The 14,683-nt window shown below is 48.3% G+C and carries 15 protein-coding genes; 1 reads left to right on the top strand and 14 read right to left on the bottom strand.

Translation table 11 applies throughout. The features are described 5' to 3' along the window. Positions 1-115: 115 nt before the first annotated feature. The 7 genes from F4V51_RS03330 to F4V51_RS03300 form a co-directional block, all read right to left on the bottom strand. Positions 116-1,438 carry an SGNH/GDSL hydrolase family protein gene (locus F4V51_RS03330; RefSeq protein WP_153976842.1) on the bottom strand — a complete coding sequence of 441 codons (1,323 nt, stop codon included), beginning with the start codon at positions 1,436-1,438 and terminating at the stop codon, positions 116-118. A gap of 217 nt (positions 1,439-1,655) precedes the next feature. Beyond that, complete coding sequence (locus F4V51_RS03325) at positions 1,656-1,922, bottom strand: hypothetical protein (RefSeq protein WP_153976841.1); 267 nt, start codon at positions 1,920-1,922, stop codon at positions 1,656-1,658. A 267-nt stretch (positions 1,923-2,189) separates the two neighbouring features. After that, positions 2,190-3,053 (bottom strand): inositol monophosphatase family protein, encoded by an 864-nt coding sequence (locus F4V51_RS03320; RefSeq protein ID WP_416226507.1) that lies wholly within the window; start codon positions 3,051-3,053, stop codon positions 2,190-2,192. A gap of 107 nt (positions 3,054-3,160) precedes the next feature. Continuing rightward, positions 3,161-4,162 (bottom strand): UV DNA damage repair endonuclease UvsE, encoded by a 1,002-nt coding sequence (gene uvsE / locus F4V51_RS03315; RefSeq protein ID WP_127540723.1) that lies wholly within the window; start codon positions 4,160-4,162, stop codon positions 3,161-3,163. A gap of 156 nt (positions 4,163-4,318) precedes the next feature. Beyond that, a complete protein-coding gene (locus F4V51_RS03310; RefSeq protein WP_095362127.1) occupies positions 4,319-4,642 on the bottom strand; it encodes a hypothetical protein in 324 nt (107 codons plus the stop codon). A gap of 63 nt (positions 4,643-4,705) precedes the next feature. After that, a complete protein-coding gene (locus F4V51_RS03305) occupies positions 4,706-5,806 on the bottom strand; it encodes a D-alanine--D-alanine ligase (RefSeq protein WP_153976839.1) in 1,101 nt (366 codons plus the stop codon). Positions 5,807-5,938: 132 nt separating this feature from the next. After that, positions 5,939-6,937, bottom strand: a complete 999-nt coding sequence (locus F4V51_RS03300) for an amidase domain-containing protein (RefSeq protein ID WP_153976838.1) — start codon at positions 6,935-6,937, stop codon at positions 5,939-5,941. 383 nt (positions 6,938-7,320) lie between these two features. Between F4V51_RS03300 and acnA the strand changes: the two genes are divergently transcribed. After that, positions 7,321-10,035: an aconitate hydratase AcnA gene (gene acnA, locus F4V51_RS03295; RefSeq protein ID WP_153976837.1), complete on the top strand. Its 2,715-nt coding sequence runs from the start codon at positions 7,321-7,323 to the stop codon at positions 10,033-10,035. Between the two features lie 112 nt (positions 10,036-10,147). Here acnA and F4V51_RS03290 read toward each other — a convergent pair whose 3' ends face one another. The 7 genes from F4V51_RS03290 to F4V51_RS03260 form a co-directional block, all read right to left on the bottom strand. Further along, on the bottom strand, positions 10,148-10,462 hold the full coding sequence (locus F4V51_RS03290; RefSeq protein WP_153976836.1) for a hypothetical protein: 315 nt from the start codon (positions 10,460-10,462) through the stop codon (positions 10,148-10,150). Between the two features lie 32 nt (positions 10,463-10,494). After that, entirely contained in the window at positions 10,495-10,896 is a 402-nt protein-coding gene (locus tag F4V51_RS03285) for a hypothetical protein (RefSeq protein ID WP_153976835.1), read from the bottom strand. Positions 10,897-11,070: 174 nt separating this feature from the next. Further along, the gene (locus F4V51_RS03280) at positions 11,071-11,280 is read right to left on the bottom strand and encodes a hypothetical protein (RefSeq protein ID WP_153976834.1); all 210 of its coding nucleotides are present in this window, start codon (positions 11,278-11,280) and stop codon (positions 11,071-11,073) included. Between the two features lie 13 nt (positions 11,281-11,293). Next, the gene (locus tag F4V51_RS03275; RefSeq protein ID WP_153976833.1) at positions 11,294-11,845 is read right to left on the bottom strand and encodes a VanZ family protein; all 552 of its coding nucleotides are present in this window, start codon (positions 11,843-11,845) and stop codon (positions 11,294-11,296) included. A gap of 28 nt (positions 11,846-11,873) precedes the next feature. Then, positions 11,874-12,737, bottom strand: coding sequence for a M15 family metallopeptidase (locus tag F4V51_RS03270; protein ID WP_153976832.1), 864 nt, complete (start codon positions 12,735-12,737; stop codon positions 11,874-11,876). 99 nt (positions 12,738-12,836) lie between these two features. Continuing rightward, positions 12,837-13,925, bottom strand: coding sequence for a HAMP domain-containing sensor histidine kinase (locus F4V51_RS03265; RefSeq protein WP_153976831.1), 1,089 nt, complete (start codon positions 13,923-13,925; stop codon positions 12,837-12,839). Further along, positions 13,918-14,613 (bottom strand): response regulator transcription factor, encoded by a 696-nt coding sequence (locus F4V51_RS03260; protein ID WP_095293200.1) that lies wholly within the window; start codon positions 14,611-14,613, stop codon positions 13,918-13,920. Before F4V51_RS03260 ends, F4V51_RS03265 begins: the two co-directional genes overlap by 8 nt. Positions 14,614-14,683 lie beyond the last annotated feature (70 nt).

Raw genomic sequence — 14,683 nt, 5'->3', positions numbered from 1 at the left:
AGATGACAAGTCATATTTATGCAACATATAGCGTCCTATTCAAAGGCACTTCGAAAAGAAGCCGGATTGATCGTTAGATCAACCCGGCTTCTCGATAAAATAGCTTCACATTGGCTTATGGATTAACGAATACCGTCTTCAACTTCGCCACATATTGCACATCAAAGCCAAGACCTTCAGCTACCATGGCCAGTGGCACGTATGTTTTGGACTCCTTGCCTACCTTGTTCAGGAACGCAGGTGTATCTACGGCAACAGATGCGCCATTCACCTGAACCGCATTTGCCCCAATCTTCACAGCGACCTTACGGTCTCCGTATGTAATGGTTGCCGTGGAGGTTTTATTGTCCCAAACCGTGGTAGCCCCTACAGCGTTCACGATGTCCTGAATCGCCACAAAATTTTTCCCATTGCGAATGATGGGTTTATACGGCGTGTTCAACGTTTTGCCGCTAACGATGATGTTCATCGGTTCACCTGCTGCTGGCGCGGTCAGTTTGGTATAATCGCCCCAGATCGTTTCTGCAAAGACCTTGGCGATCGCTTCGTAACCAAACTGGTTCGGGTGAAAATCACGATCCTTGATCATATGGGTCATGGTTCCCTCGCCGCCAACAAACTCCTTGGCTACATGTGCCACTTTTACATCCATCCCCTGTGCGGTGAATTGGGATGCAATGCCGTCAATGGTTGCCGTAAAACCTTCGGATGCTTCCATGAGCTTGGCATATAACGCTTTGCCCGCTACTTCAGGCATAGGCTGATACTGGTCGGCAATGACAATTTGGGCGCCGGGATTAATGGCATGAATTGTATTGATGACCTCGCTGACATTTGCGGTATACGATGCCAGCAGCTCCTTCACCTTAGCTTCCAATTCCGAGTCACTTAGGGTATTAGCTGTGCCCAGCAGTTCGGATACATCATTACCTCCAATCGTAATCGCTACGAGATTGGCTCCTGCGACGCTCTCGCGGATTGCAGCAATGTTGGCTCCCATCTGCCCCGCTCTTGGATCTGGCAAATTCGGCTGAATGGCTGCAGAGGTCAATGTTTTGCCTTCATTTATTGCAGAGATAAAGTTCTTCAATCCAATGCTCTTCAAGCCGGCTATACCATAGTTATCCACCTGAGTACGGCCATGGAGCAGCCCTTGCTCCTGCAAACGCTCTACATAACCATAAGGCAGGCCTTTAGCATTCGGCTCGTATCCTACCGTAATCGAATCTCCCAAAGTAACGATTCTGAACGCCTTCGTTACAGCTGCAGCATCCTTCTTCACATTGGCGGCACCCGTTGTTGTACCGGCAGGTAATGTACTGGTGCTTGTATCCGCTGCATGTGCCGGTAATGCCGTTGATGCAAACAGCATCATTCCAGCCAGCATACATGCTGTCAATGCAGCCGACGTGTTATTCCATGTACGTGTACGCTTCATTCGTGGGAACACTCCTTTTTCTCATCTATAAGATAATAACTTGAACTTTATTACACAGATTCTTCTCCAGTGGCAGAAGTTCACCACACTTCTATTCTAGCATTAAAAGATAGAGATGTCGTACGACATCAGTCTGCTCACAAAACAACAGACTCCCCTCTGCGGGAAGCCTGTTAACCTATAATTCTTGCTTTGTTTCGCTTGTTACAACGGTGATTTAGTGGTCTTTCTTTTCCGTATCTGCAGCGTTATTTTTCTCGACAGATCGTTCCAGATAACGATCATACCGATCGTCCACTTCACGTGCCATATTCCGGTACATCAACGTTTCCTGGACAATCGGGTCCGTTTCCGTCTGAATGCGCACCTCATATTTGGGAGGAATCAGCTGGCGTTCACGCTTGTCCGCGTCGCCGGACTCTTCCATCTCCCCTTCAGTCAGCATTTCACTCAAACGTCGTTCCAGTTCCTTGGATTCATCCATCGTTCATCGCTCCTTCAATTAAGTTCATAAATGTACAACCAAATACTATTGAACCTACAATTCGTTGGCCAGAACAATCTTCCGATCGCTGTTATCCCCAAATTTTCTTGTCTTCTTTTCAAAGGGAAAAATTCGGGGATAAAGGCTGGTTTATGCTTCCGAAGCAGCTTTCTTTCAGAAAGCTTTTAACTTCGCTTCTCCAGATTTTTTCTGACCCTCGTTTATGTGCAATATACGTTTGTTGAATCATTTAAGAAATTAATAAACTCACTCCAAACCGGTTGCTTTGGCTTCCTTGAGTACCTCTGTCAGTGCATCATGAATTTTGCCGTTCGTGGCAACCACATGACTGACAGACAACTGATAAGGTGTTCCGATTGTATCGGTGACCTTGCCGCCAGATTCCTCAACAAGCAGGGCACCTGCCGCAATATCCCAAGGTTTCAGTCCAACTTCGGTGTATGCACTAAGGCGTCCTGCAGCAACATATGCCAAATGCAGCGCTGCTGATCCACCTGCACGCAGGCTTCGCACTTGCGGTGCAAGAGCCTGTACAGCGGCCATATTGACTGGCAGGGCATAGGTAGTATCAGCCGGGAAGCCCACTGCGACCAGGCTCTGGCCGAGGCTCTGTTCATTGGATACAGCCATACGGTTGCCGTGGACGTATGCCCCTTTTCCTTTTTCAGCTACAAATAGTTCATCTCTGGAAGGATCGTAAATGACCCCTACAATGACCTCACCATGATGAGCCAGGGCAATAGACACCGAATAAAACGGAAATCCATGGACAAAATTCGTTGTGCCGTCCACTGGGTCCACAATCCAGAGGAATTCTTCTTCCTGAGCCTCTTTCAGTGCTTTGGCTGAAGCTTCCGGTCCGGGTTCAACGCCCTCTTCACCGAGAATGGCATGGCCTGGAAAGTGGGTAAGAATCAGGCGGCGGATCATCTGCTCCGCTCCTTTGTCCACTTCGGTCACAAGATCCTGCGGCGAATATTTGGTTCCAGGCTCGCCTATGGTTCCGAGACGGCTCTTGATCCATTCACCTGCTTTGGAAGCTGCATTAATGGCAACAGCAGTATAGCTTTTGCTCGTCACGACATAAGGTGTTTTTTCCTTCTCATTCAAAGCGTTCACTCTACTTTCTATATCAATCTACGAAAAGTTAAAATACTTGTTAAAAGTATACGCCTCACCGGTTGTAAAGTTTCTTGCTGCCCAGGCCCCTTTTGGCTCTAGGGATGGATAATGACTGTAGATTCGTCCACCCATTCCACGCCTTCTTCGTGGTAGAAGGCCAGCTTCTGCATGAGCTGCACCAGGGCTTCATCCTTGCGCTTCGCCTCGATCATGACATCAAGTTCCGGCGTATCTGCAGCAATATGACGCAAAAAGGATAGCAGAGGTTCTACTTCAACGCCATCGGCATGTCCGCGGATATCCTTTTCGCTCTTCGGACTGGATACGTGGATTTTCGGCGGCAATGGCCGGTCTGCAGGGGAATCCGCCTGCGCCAGCGGTGACTGCCACGTCTTCCATATGTCAGGCCACAAATCCCATGGCTGTTCGCCTTCATTATTGACCCACTGATGATGAATATCCAGCACCATCGGCAGCCCCAAATGCTGACACACGGCCAGCGTTTCGGGAACGTTGAATGTTTTGTCATCATTTTCGAGGGTCAACCGTTCCTGGATATCCCGATCAAGCTTCAGAAAATTCTCTTCAAAGCGCAGCGCTGCACTAGGCTTGTCCCCGTATGCACCACCAATATGTATATTATTCTTGGCAGTGGCATTCAGCCCCATGGCATCCAGCATCCGAACATGATGACGAAGGTCACGCATGGAGTTCCGCAGCACTTCCTCCCGAGGCGTACTTAGAACGGTAAAATGGTCCGGATGGAAGGATACACGCATTCCGTTCTCCTTCACAAAATCACCAATGGCAGCAAAATCGGACTGGAGGGCCGGGAATGGATCCCAATCCATCAGATCCTCATGTGTCGCCAGCGGAATTAATTTGGAAGAGAAACGATATACATGAATATGGCTGCCCTTGTTATGTCTAAGCAACCGTAACGTATTATGCAAATTCTCGGCTGCAATCCGTTCCAGCTTGCGAATGGCTGCCTCCCTGTCATCAATTTTCTTGAAGCTGGCCATGGTCATCGTGCGAGAAGGGGATGCATTCTCTACCAGCACAGACATCGCCACATAACCAAAACGTACAAGCATGGTGTTCTTCCTCTCTATTAGGGCGGAATTCCTGCCTGGCATCTGCAGCCGTCAGGTTTTCCGGTCACTGTATATAACCAAGTTTTACCCTAAAAGAAAGTCCGTAATCGCTCGCCTTACAATTCCGTTCATTGGTCCCATATGATGAAATAAGGTTTATCCCTGTGCCTGCTCACCAAAGAACATTTCGTCCGCAAGTGCAGTCTGAACACGGGATTCTTCCTCGTTCAGCTTGCGAATGAGCTGCATCTCCACTTCCGTTACTTCCTGTCCTTGGAAGTTGATCTCTGCAATGGAAGCAACGATCTTGACGATGGCTACAGCCACGTTATCAGGCGTATAGGCAATAACCTTCTGTCCGGTCGGAAAGACCCGGAAGCCCTGTTTTACCATTTTGCCGCGGCCGTATTCCAGCAGTTCAAACAGCTCCTGCTCGCTCTTGAATTTGCATACGGAATTGAATTCAGTCTGAAATCCCATCCATACCCCTCCTTGTGTAGTCTGCTACGGTAAAGTGCAACTTAAAATTCGAACGCTAGTAATTTAAGCCTGCACACCGTTCTCATAGTTCAGCGCTTGCTTGCGGTTGTACCGCTCCAATGCCAGCTCAATCATGCGATCCAGCAGTTCCGCATACGATACACCTGTCTCACGCCACAGCAACGGATACATGCTGTACGGCGTAAAGCCAGGCATTGTGTTTACTTCATTAATAAGCAATGCACCATCCGATTTGCGAATAAAGAAATCTGCCCGGGAAATCCCATTGCCTTCAATCGCACGGAATGCCTGCAAGGCTGCCTCACGGATACGATCAGCGGCTTCAGAATCCAGCGGAGCGGGAATCAGCATCTGTGATTGGCCATCAATATACTTGGCTGCATAGTCATAATATTCACCAGAGGATACGATTTCTCCTGGCACCGAGGCCATCGGCTCATCATTGCCAAGTACACTCACTTCCACTTCGCGTGCCTCAACGAACTCCTCAATAACAACCTTCGTGTCGTAACGCAGTGCAAATTCGACGGCCGTCTTCAGTTCATCCCGGTTGCGTGCTTTGGAGATCCCTACGCTTGAGCCAAGGTTTGCTGGTTTGATGAAGCACGGGTAACCCAGCTGTTCCTCTACTTGCAGGATCATGTCGTGCTCGGTTTGCTTCCACTGGGTCGCATTAAAATAAGTAAAGGCACATTGGTCGATTCCAGCCTGCGCAAACAGCTTTTTCATGACCACTTTGTCCATACCGCCTGCTGAAGCCAGTACACCTGCACCCACATAAGGCATATCCGCCATCTCGAACATCCCCTGAATCGTACCATCCTCACCAAACGTGCCGTGCAGCAGCGGGAACATAACGTCCAGTGCACCTTCTCCGCCATACAGACGTGCAAACAACGTGTTCAGCGCTTCCTGGGTTCCACCTGCTGCCTGCTCCAGCTTCAGATCTTCAATCTGCGCGAATGGCGCGTGCATTACAGCTCCCTTTTTCCATGTCCCCTGCTTGGAGATATAGAAAGGAACCAATTCATATTTTTCATAATCAAAAGCGTTCGTTACAGCAAACGCCGTTTGCAGCGATACTTCGTGTTCCCCTGATTTCCCGCCGTAAACGACGCCAACTGTTAATTTATCCATGCTCATGCGTAACCTCCGATTATCTGTGCATGATGCCGTCATACCTGCATAATCAGCATCAATTTTATTCTTGTCTTAGGGCTTATTTTACACGGAACTGAATGTCCACGTCACCAAATCCCTATATATCTTGCTTCATTAGAACTCATCTGCAATATGAAAAAGCCGGTACACCGTCCGCTCCGTCCAAGCGTAAGAATCCCGGTAATCCCAATAGCGGTGGCGACTGCTGACCGTATGTGCATTGACAAGCGGCATGCCTCCCGCATCGAAGGCAGTCACAACTGTACTATGCTGAAACCTGCCGTCTCCGTCCCAATCGTAGAGAATGACATCTCCGAGCATCAGCTGTTCCGGACGATCCACTTCGGTTGCTGTCAGTCCCCAGCTGCTGCTTCCCAGATAACGCTCGAGACTGTTGGATACGGCCCAGCTGTAGCTCCACATTTCGGTGCTGTTCACATAGCCTTTGTACCACCAGCCCGCTTCTCTTCTACCAGTATAGTGGATGGGTGCTCCCCCTGCAAAGAGACATTGGGAGACGTAATTGGTGCAGTCTACCTCGAATTCCTCAAATGCGGGGTTTCCCGCATTCCACCACCGATCTGCATAAGCAACAGCCAGGTCCCGCCGGTATAATTGCTGCCTTGAACTTCTTCCCTGGCCAAGCACTTCCCTGTTCAGCAGCGGCCGATTAATCGCCTGTACAAAATCCGCTTGCTGAAAGGGTCTCCCTTCCCCTGCCGGACGCCGCTCCGGAACTTCTCTTTCAACCCGTCCAATCATCCAGGTTCCACCCTGCCTAATAAAGGTCAACCGTTCCCTCTCAATCCGATCCTCCCGGTGGGTGATTCCGCTTTTCTCATAGAAAAGCCTGCTGTAAAGTTGAATATCCACCACCGATTCTTCCGGACCTTCCGTAACCGTTCGCACAAGCTTGGCACTGGTCTCGCTGCGAAGAGGCACTGCACGCCGTTTACGATACCAATCGTCCAGTCTGGCCATACGCTCTCCCCGCTCCAGCACAAATGCCGGATCCGTGACAATCCGCTCGCTCGTCTGTGGACGATAGTCGATTTCGCATCGGTTGTACTGGTTCACATAGGTGTATAAGGCACTCTTCCATTCCCTTTCCAAGCCTGTGTCCCCCTTTGGCACTTGAGTTCTCTCTGGAAAATTCAGCTGTGCATACTACTTCTATTCATATGAGGCGTATACCGGTTGTATGTGTTCCGCTCAGGGATCGAGTGCCGAAAATTGGTGACTTGGACAGTAGGAAGTATCGTAACAAGGCAATATTCACGAAAACGCCTTCATTGTTCGCAAAGCTTGTTTGGACAGGCAAAAAGCCCTTTACGTACGGAGGTGAAAACGGTATACTTAATACTAAAGTTGCAATTATGAAATTACGTTTCATCTGATGAAACCAACGAACAAGGACACGGAACGATGAAGGCCTGTTCTTCCACTTAAATGAACTTTATCTTCATCTCACCGACACATTTTAAGGAGGTACATGTATGTCAGCCAAGAACCATTTCTCCGCAGCCCGCAGTCTTGAGGTCGGAGGCAAGTCTTACCGCTACTACAGTCTCGATGCTCTTCAGGAAGGCGGCTACGGCGACCTTTCCAAGCTTCCCTTCTCCATTAAAGTGCTGCTCGAAGCAGCAGTTCGTCAGTTCGACGGACGCGCAATTACCGAAGAACATGTGAAACAACTTACCGGCTGGGCAGAAGGCCGTGACAATAACAAGGAAATTCCGTTTATCCCTGCACGTATCGTCCTGCAGGACTTCACTGGCGTACCGGTTGTCGTGGATCTTGCTGCGATGCGCGATACAGTGAAAAAGGCAGGCGGCGATCCAAAACAGATCAACCCGCTCGTGCCGGTTGACCTCGTTATCGACCACTCCGTTATGGTTGACGCATTCGGAACCAACGACGCTCTCGACTACAACATCAAGGTTGAGTTCGAGCGTAACGAAGAGCGTTACCGCTTCCTTCGCTGGGCACAAACGGCATTCAACAACTTCCGTGCTGTACCACCATCCACAGGGATCGTTCACCAAGTTAACCTGGAGTACCTGGCTTCTGTCGCTGCAACTAAAACGGTTGACGGCGAAACCGTCGTGTTCCCGGATTCCCTCGTAGGTACGGACTCCCACACCACCATGATCAACGGACTCGGCGTTGTTGGTTGGGGTGTTGGTGGTATTGAGGCCGAGGCAGGAATGCTTGGTCAACCACTGTACTTTGTAACACCTGACGTTATCGGTTTCAAATTGACAGGCAGCCTGAGCGAAGGTGCAACGGCTACGGATCTGGCACTCACTGTCACTCAAATGCTTCGTAAAAAAGGCGTAGTCGGCAAATTCGTCGAGTTCTACGGTCCAGGCCTGGCCAATATCAGCCTTGCTGACCGTGCGACTGTTGCCAACATGGCACCGGAATACGGCGCTACGATTGGTTTCTTCCCTGTCGATAGCGAGACACTGAACTACATGCGCAGTACAGGACGTTCCGACGAGCAAGTGGATCTGGTTGAAGCTTATTACAAAGCACAAGGCATGTTCCGTACTTCCAGCACAGTTGATCCAGAATTCACAGATGTAATCGAGCTGGATCTTGCTTCCGTGGTACCGAGTCTTGCAGGTCCTAAGCGTCCACAGGATCGCATCGAACTGACGCAAATGAAAGAAAGCTTCAACAGCATCATTCGTACTCCGGTCGATAAAGGCGGATACGGACTGAGCGATGAGAAGATTGAAGAAACAGTGCCTGTGAAGCACCCTGACGGTTCCACAAGCGAACTGAAAGCAGGCGCGGTTGTTATTGCGGCCATCACAAGCTGCACCAACACATCCAACCCAAGCGTTATGCTCGGAGCGGGTCTACTTGCGAAAAAAGCGGTTGAGCGCGGTCTGACCAAACCAGGCTACGTGAAAAGCAGCTTGACTCCAGGTTCCCTCGTTGTTACCGAGTATCTTGAAAAATCAGGCCTGATCCAATATCTCGACAAGCTTGGATTTAACGTTGCGGGTTATGGCTGTGCAACTTGTATCGGTAACTCCGGTCCACTGCCAGACGAAGTAAGCGAAGCGATTGCCGAGAACGATATGACTGTAGCGGCTGTATTGTCCGGTAACCGTAACTTTGAAGGCCGTGTACATGCTCAGGTAAAAGCCAACTATCTGGCTTCTCCTCCACTCGTGGTAGCTTACGCTCTCGCGGGTACGGTCAATATTGATTTTGCTACCGATCCAATCGGTTATGATACGAATAACGAGCCTGTCTTCCTGAAAGACCTCTGGCCTAGCTCCGAGGAAATCAAGGATGCCATTGCAAGCTCACTGAATGCTCAGATGTTCCGCAACAAATACGAGAATGTATTTACAGCCAATGAGCGCTGGAACAACATTCCTGTACCGGAAGGCGAACTGTATGAGTGGGATCCTAACTCCACGTACATTCAGAACCCGCCGTTCTTCCAAAACCTTGGCGACAAGCTGACTGATATTGCTGACATCCGCTCTGCACGTGTAATGGCCTTGCTTGGTGACTCCGTAACAACGGACCACATCTCTCCAGCGGGTAACATTGCTACAACCAGTCCAGCCGGATTGTACCTGAAAGAGCATGGCGTTGAGCGCAAAGACTTCAACTCCTACGGCTCACGTCGTGGTAACCATGAGGTCATGATGCGCGGTACGTTTGCCAACATTCGTATTCGTAACCAGGTGGCTCCGGGTACGGAAGGTGGTATCACGAAGTACCTGCCAACCGATGAAGAGATGTCCATCTACGATGCTTCCATGAAGTATCAGGATGAAGGTCAGAACCTGATCGTTATTGCAGGTAAAGAGTATGGTACAGGCAGCTCCCGTGACTGGGCGGCTAAAGGTACGTTCCTACTCGGCGTAAAAGCCGTTATTGCAGAAAGCTTCGAGCGTATCCACCGCAGTAACCTGGTGGGCATGGGCGTAATGCCTCTGCAATTCCAAGAAGGCCATGGCTGGTCCAGCCTCGGTCTGAACGGACGTGAAACGTACGACATTACAGGTCTCAGCAATGATGTGAAGCCTGGACAAGAGTTGACCGTTACGGTAACCCGCGAAGACGGAACCAAGTTCGACTTCCCTGTTATCGCTCGTCTGGACAGCATGGTTGACGTAGACTACTACCACAACGGTGGTATCCTGCAAACGGTATTGCGTCAAATGATGAAAAAAGCTTAATTGCATTAACAATTAAGCTGGTGCATTAACATAGAAAAGCTCCCCGCCACGTGCGCTCAGCACGAGATGGGGAGCTTTTTTGATGATTTTCCTTTTAATAGGCGGCTTACTTCTAAAAATCTATTCTTATTCCAACTTCCGACTCATCAGGCGGCGAAGGAATGCGATATATTCCCCTGCGTTTTAATTTCTCCACGTTGATCCAGTCCATGAAGTCATCCCCACCGTAACTCCTTACAAAAACGGCGTATTCCAAATTGCCCTCATAGTTAATGGACTCTGTATATTCTGTAAATGGATGCTTTCCCTCTATACTTTGCAAAAAATCAGAAAATTCCCTTCTCCACTCTTCCATCTGCTCTGCATATTGATCGGGGACGTAATAATAGAAACCATCTGGCGTATAGTATGAAATTTTCATTATCATTCTTATATCCTCCTACAGTTACAGATTACAGATTAAAGTTTCAAGATCTCCATACCTTCTTTCAGTTGTTCTGACACAGCATTGTAATATTCAATACCATATGCGAGTTCTTGTTTTGTTCTATGTACGAGATAATAAGAATATTTCTGCATCAGTTCAGGTCCGGTCAACTCAATAGGTAAATGAATGATTTCAACGTCCTCCCTGTCGAAATAGTGACGATACCCTCGCTCTGACCGCCCAACATTCATTACTGTTTTTATGACTAATAACTCATCACGTGTGCAGCTGTTAATCAACTCTGATCTTTTCTGTTCTAAAACACGCACGATTTCTTTGCCAAGATGATTCCGCTTAGCTTCAACCATTTCACTTTCGATTTCCATGATAGCTCTCATTCTGCCTGCCAAGCTTACAGCTAATGAATATAACAATAAATATCCTCCTTTGTTAAAATGTAGTTCAGTATTCTGTGGTCCTACTCTACCGCAATAGGGAACCCATTCGCAAACCCCTCTCAAGAAAAAAGCTTCCCACCACAGTATTAAAACGTGATGAGAAGCTTTATGTGATGCATATAAGATTGCTCTGTTTCGTTCATTATCTTCCTAGTGCCCAATATGGTGTGAAGCCTCATCCAGCAGCTGCATTGTCCCCTTGATCAGGAACAGACATGACATAATGATCAGTGAGCCTCCGCCCCACCTCGACATGATCACTCGTTCCGCGATCTGACTGCTCGAGCCATCTGTTATACTTCGTGGGTACACAAGAAACAATAAACCTGTGCTCATCAATAGTAAAGTGACTAGGATCAATGGATCTCCCTCCTTATACAGGACTTTCCTTAGGATTATACTCCTTCTTCACCGTTCGGGATTCTCCTCCAATCAACAACCGTTTCATGCCGAGAGCCATGGTAAACAGAATATATCCAATCACCCCGCCTAATGTATTCAACATCAGATCGTCCACATCAAATATGCCCATGCCAGTGAGCAGCTGTGTTACTTCATAGCCTAAACTTAGAAGCAGAGATGACAGAAATACGTTAGCCCCTGACAGCAATTTGTTGCCCATCAGCATCGGAATAAACATCCCCAGTGGAATGAAAGCCATCACATTACCCACCAGATGAATTGCAGTACCTGGACGATGCAGTGACAGGCTGTTCCAATCTCTTGAGATTTCCTGAAATGGCGTCAGGTTGACGGTTCGTGTATGAATCAGATCCGGTTGATGAAGAAAAGCCATAAGCTGGACCCTGACTACTTCAAAATCGACCGGCCCCCCTTTAAAGAGAATGAGCTTGGTTAGCAGAAACAAATAGATGATTAACATGGCAATCCAAAGGATTTTATGTTTGATTTTTCTCTGTCTCATGTTGAAGAACCTCCTTTGTGCAGCCCTGTTACTCCTTTACTGTGACAATGACTCCATCCCTGTTATCTCCCGATATGTCATATTGGCCATGCTCAGGTATGTATACGGTCGTATCCCCGTCCGCCCGGTAATAGCGGATATGATACTTCTCACCTTCCACTTCAACCATAATGTTATCTTTCTCTTTTAGCAAATCCAGATACTCTTCCAGCACCAGGTTATTCTTATACATGACAGCACTATGCGGAAGTCCGACATATCGAAAGTGCCAGGGTTCATATTGAATCCCCGTGAGACTCACCTTGTCTTTCGGATAACGGAGGATAAATCCATATTTCCAGGCATTCTTCTCGAGCCAGGCACCCTCTGGCGCTTCATCCATGGTCGCCAGCGTGGAGCCGATATCCATGGATAATCCAAGATTATGCTCACTGTGTCCTGCCGGAAGCGCGTAGTCTGATCCCTTTTCCTGATAAAGTTCATTCTGCTTGGCAAAGTCTCGATATCCGCTGCTGATGAGAAAATAACGCACTCCCTCTTCACCCGCCGCTTCAATCATCTTTTGAAAAGCTTGGGCTACCTCTCTCGAAAGCAATATGTTTTGATCCAACAATCCGTATCCACGGACCAGATCGTCCTGCTGTGCCACATTTATAATATCGGTTTTGATGCCTTCTTGATGAACCGGATAGGTTGAATTAACAAGCAGCAAGTTGCCCTTATGTACTTGATCCTGAATATTACCGGTGATGGATACGGTATCCCCCGTATGATTTTCATGCTTGTCCTGAATTTCAATGATCATCTCATCCTTCTGCTGAAAAGATGCCGGCGATCTGGTTATCACATACCCGATCAAAATGATGCATAGCAAAAAGCCCCACTTCTTCATCCTAGCTCCTCCTTTGCCTCGTACAATCAAGGATAGAGAAAACTAGTTAAAGAAAAAGCAGGGCATTTTTAAAGTTTTTCTTAAATTTGACTGCAAACCTCATCCCATTGCTGGAAGGCGCACCTCAAATAAGGTCCGTACCACATCACTCTGGGCCGAAATGGTCCCTTCATGCTGTTCCACAATATTCCGGGCAATAAACAGGCCGAGGCCTGTCCCACCCTCCTGAGGAGTCCGTGCACGATCTCCGGTATAATACATATCGAAAATATGCGGCAAATCCTCCGGGTGAATATGCCCACCATAGTTAATAACCTGAATGACGACCTGATCAGCTTCCCGGTATCCCTTCAGGTCCACATAGATGCCATCCTTGCCATGGCGTGCAGCATTAATCAGCAGGTTCTCAAATACCCTGGCGAGTAATTCTCCGTCTCCGGAGATGGTCAGTTCCGATTCAATAGTCAGCCGGGTGAGCAGACGATTTTTCTCAAATACAGGGTATAATTCTTCATTCATCTGCTTCAGCAGTTCGCTAAGATCCAGCCGCGTTTTCTGTATTGGCAGCATGCCATAATTCATCCGTGTAATTTCAAACAAATCATCAATCAGCTTCTCCAGCCGCTGGGATTTGGTAAAGGCAATCGATGTAAAGTGCCTGACCTGTTCCTCTGTCAGCTGATCATCCTTCATGAGCAGATCCAAATACCCCAGCACAGAAGTCAGCGGTGTTCGCAGGTCGTGTGCCAGATTAACGACGAGCTGGTCCTTGCTGTTTTCGGCAAAATCTCCCCGTTTTACCGCTTCCCTAAGCTTCTCACTCGCCAAATTCACATCCTCCGCGATTGTACCCAATTCATCCTTCGAAGAGATTTGAACTCGATGCTGGAAGTCTCCGTTTGCCAAATGCCTGATCCCTATGGAAATGTCCTTGAAATAGGTCACGTAGGGCTTGGTAAACCAGAAGAAAAACAGAATGGCGAGCGGGATGAATAAAATGAGGAAGAAATAGATATCTCCAATGCTTTTCATAAAATGGCGATATTCGGCAAGCTGATCTTCTGCTCTCACACCTGAATAATAAGCCTGCAAAAGCTTGTAAATCCCATAGGTGATCGCGCCAGAGGCAAGCATGCTCAGACCCAGCAGCATAATCATGGTTGTCCGAAAACTTCTTCGTTTAGTCATTAAACGTATACCCCACGCCCCAGATCGTTTTGATAAACTTGTTCTTGTCCAGATCTTCTCCGAGCTTTTTGCGCAGGGTTCGAATATGGACCATTACGGTATTGCCGCTCTCATAATAAGCCTCTCCCCATACCTGTTCAAAAATGCTTTCCGCGCTGAACACCTGCTTGGGGTGACTCGCGAGCAGATACAGAATGTCGAACTCCTTCGGTGTTAGTTCCACTGGTTTGCCGTAGAGTGTTACGCTATGCTGATCCGGCGCGATGACGAGTCCGCCCTTCTCCAGAATGGAGCGCTGGACAGGTACAGACTGGCTGAATTGCAAGGAACGACGAAGCTGGGAGTTCACCCGGGCTACGAGCTCCATGGGATTGAACGGCTTGGTCATATAATCATCAGCGCCCATCACGAGCCCCGTAATTTTGTCCATATCCGACGTTTTGGCACTCAGGAAAATGATCGGCATGTGGTGCTGTTCCCGGATTTTGCGTGTGACCTCGTAACCGTCCATGCCTGGCATCATAATATCCAGGACTGCCAAATCAATTGCTTGCGTCTGAATGGCGTGCAAAGCCGACTTGCCATCGTATGCCGTGACAATGTGGTATCCTTCTTTTTGCAAATGCAAAGCAACCAGATCAGCGATCTCCACTTCATCGTCCGCAATCAGAATCGTAATTCGCTTCATTGCTTATCCCACTCCTATATGTGATGCTCAACAATATAACATATCTGAATCCAACATATAAACGATTGAG

The sequence above is a fragment of the Paenibacillus xylanilyticus genome, assembly GCF_009664365.1.
In the GTDB taxonomy this organism is placed as follows: Bacteria; Bacillota; Bacilli; order Paenibacillales; family Paenibacillaceae; genus Paenibacillus; species Paenibacillus xylanilyticus_A.
This window is presented reverse-complemented; position numbering and strand designations above follow the sequence as displayed.

Coding starts and splice junctions, on each gene's coding strand:
- F4V51_RS03330 (WP_153976842.1), bottom strand. CDS start 1,438: ATGAAGCGTACACGTACATGGAATAACACGTCGGCTGCATTGACAGCA.
- F4V51_RS03325 (WP_153976841.1), bottom strand. CDS start 1,922: ATGGATGAATCCAAGGAACTGGAACGACGTTTGAGTGAAATGCTGACT.
- uvsE (WP_127540723.1), bottom strand. CDS start 4,162: ATGCTTGTACGTTTTGGTTATGTGGCGATGTCTGTGCTGGTAGAGAAT.
- F4V51_RS03310 (WP_095362127.1), bottom strand. CDS start 4,642: ATGGGATTTCAGACTGAATTCAATTCCGTATGCAAATTCAAGAGCGAG.
- F4V51_RS03305 (WP_153976839.1), bottom strand. CDS start 5,806: ATGAGCATGGATAAATTAACAGTTGGCGTCGTTTACGGCGGGAAATCA.
- acnA (WP_153976837.1), top strand. CDS start 7,321: ATGTCAGCCAAGAACCATTTCTCCGCAGCCCGCAGTCTTGAGGTCGGA.
- F4V51_RS03290 (WP_153976836.1), bottom strand. CDS start 10,462: ATGATAATGAAAATTTCATACTATACGCCAGATGGTTTCTATTATTAC.
- F4V51_RS03275 (WP_153976833.1), bottom strand. CDS start 11,845: ATGAGACAGAGAAAAATCAAACATAAAATCCTTTGGATTGCCATGTTA.
- F4V51_RS03270 (WP_153976832.1), bottom strand. CDS start 12,737: ATGAAGAAGTGGGGCTTTTTGCTATGCATCATTTTGATCGGGTATGTG.
- F4V51_RS03265 (WP_153976831.1), bottom strand. CDS start 13,925: ATGACTAAACGAAGAAGTTTTCGGACAACCATGATTATGCTGCTGGGT.
- F4V51_RS03260 (WP_095293200.1), bottom strand. CDS start 14,613: ATGAAGCGAATTACGATTCTGATTGCGGACGATGAAGTGGAGATCGCT.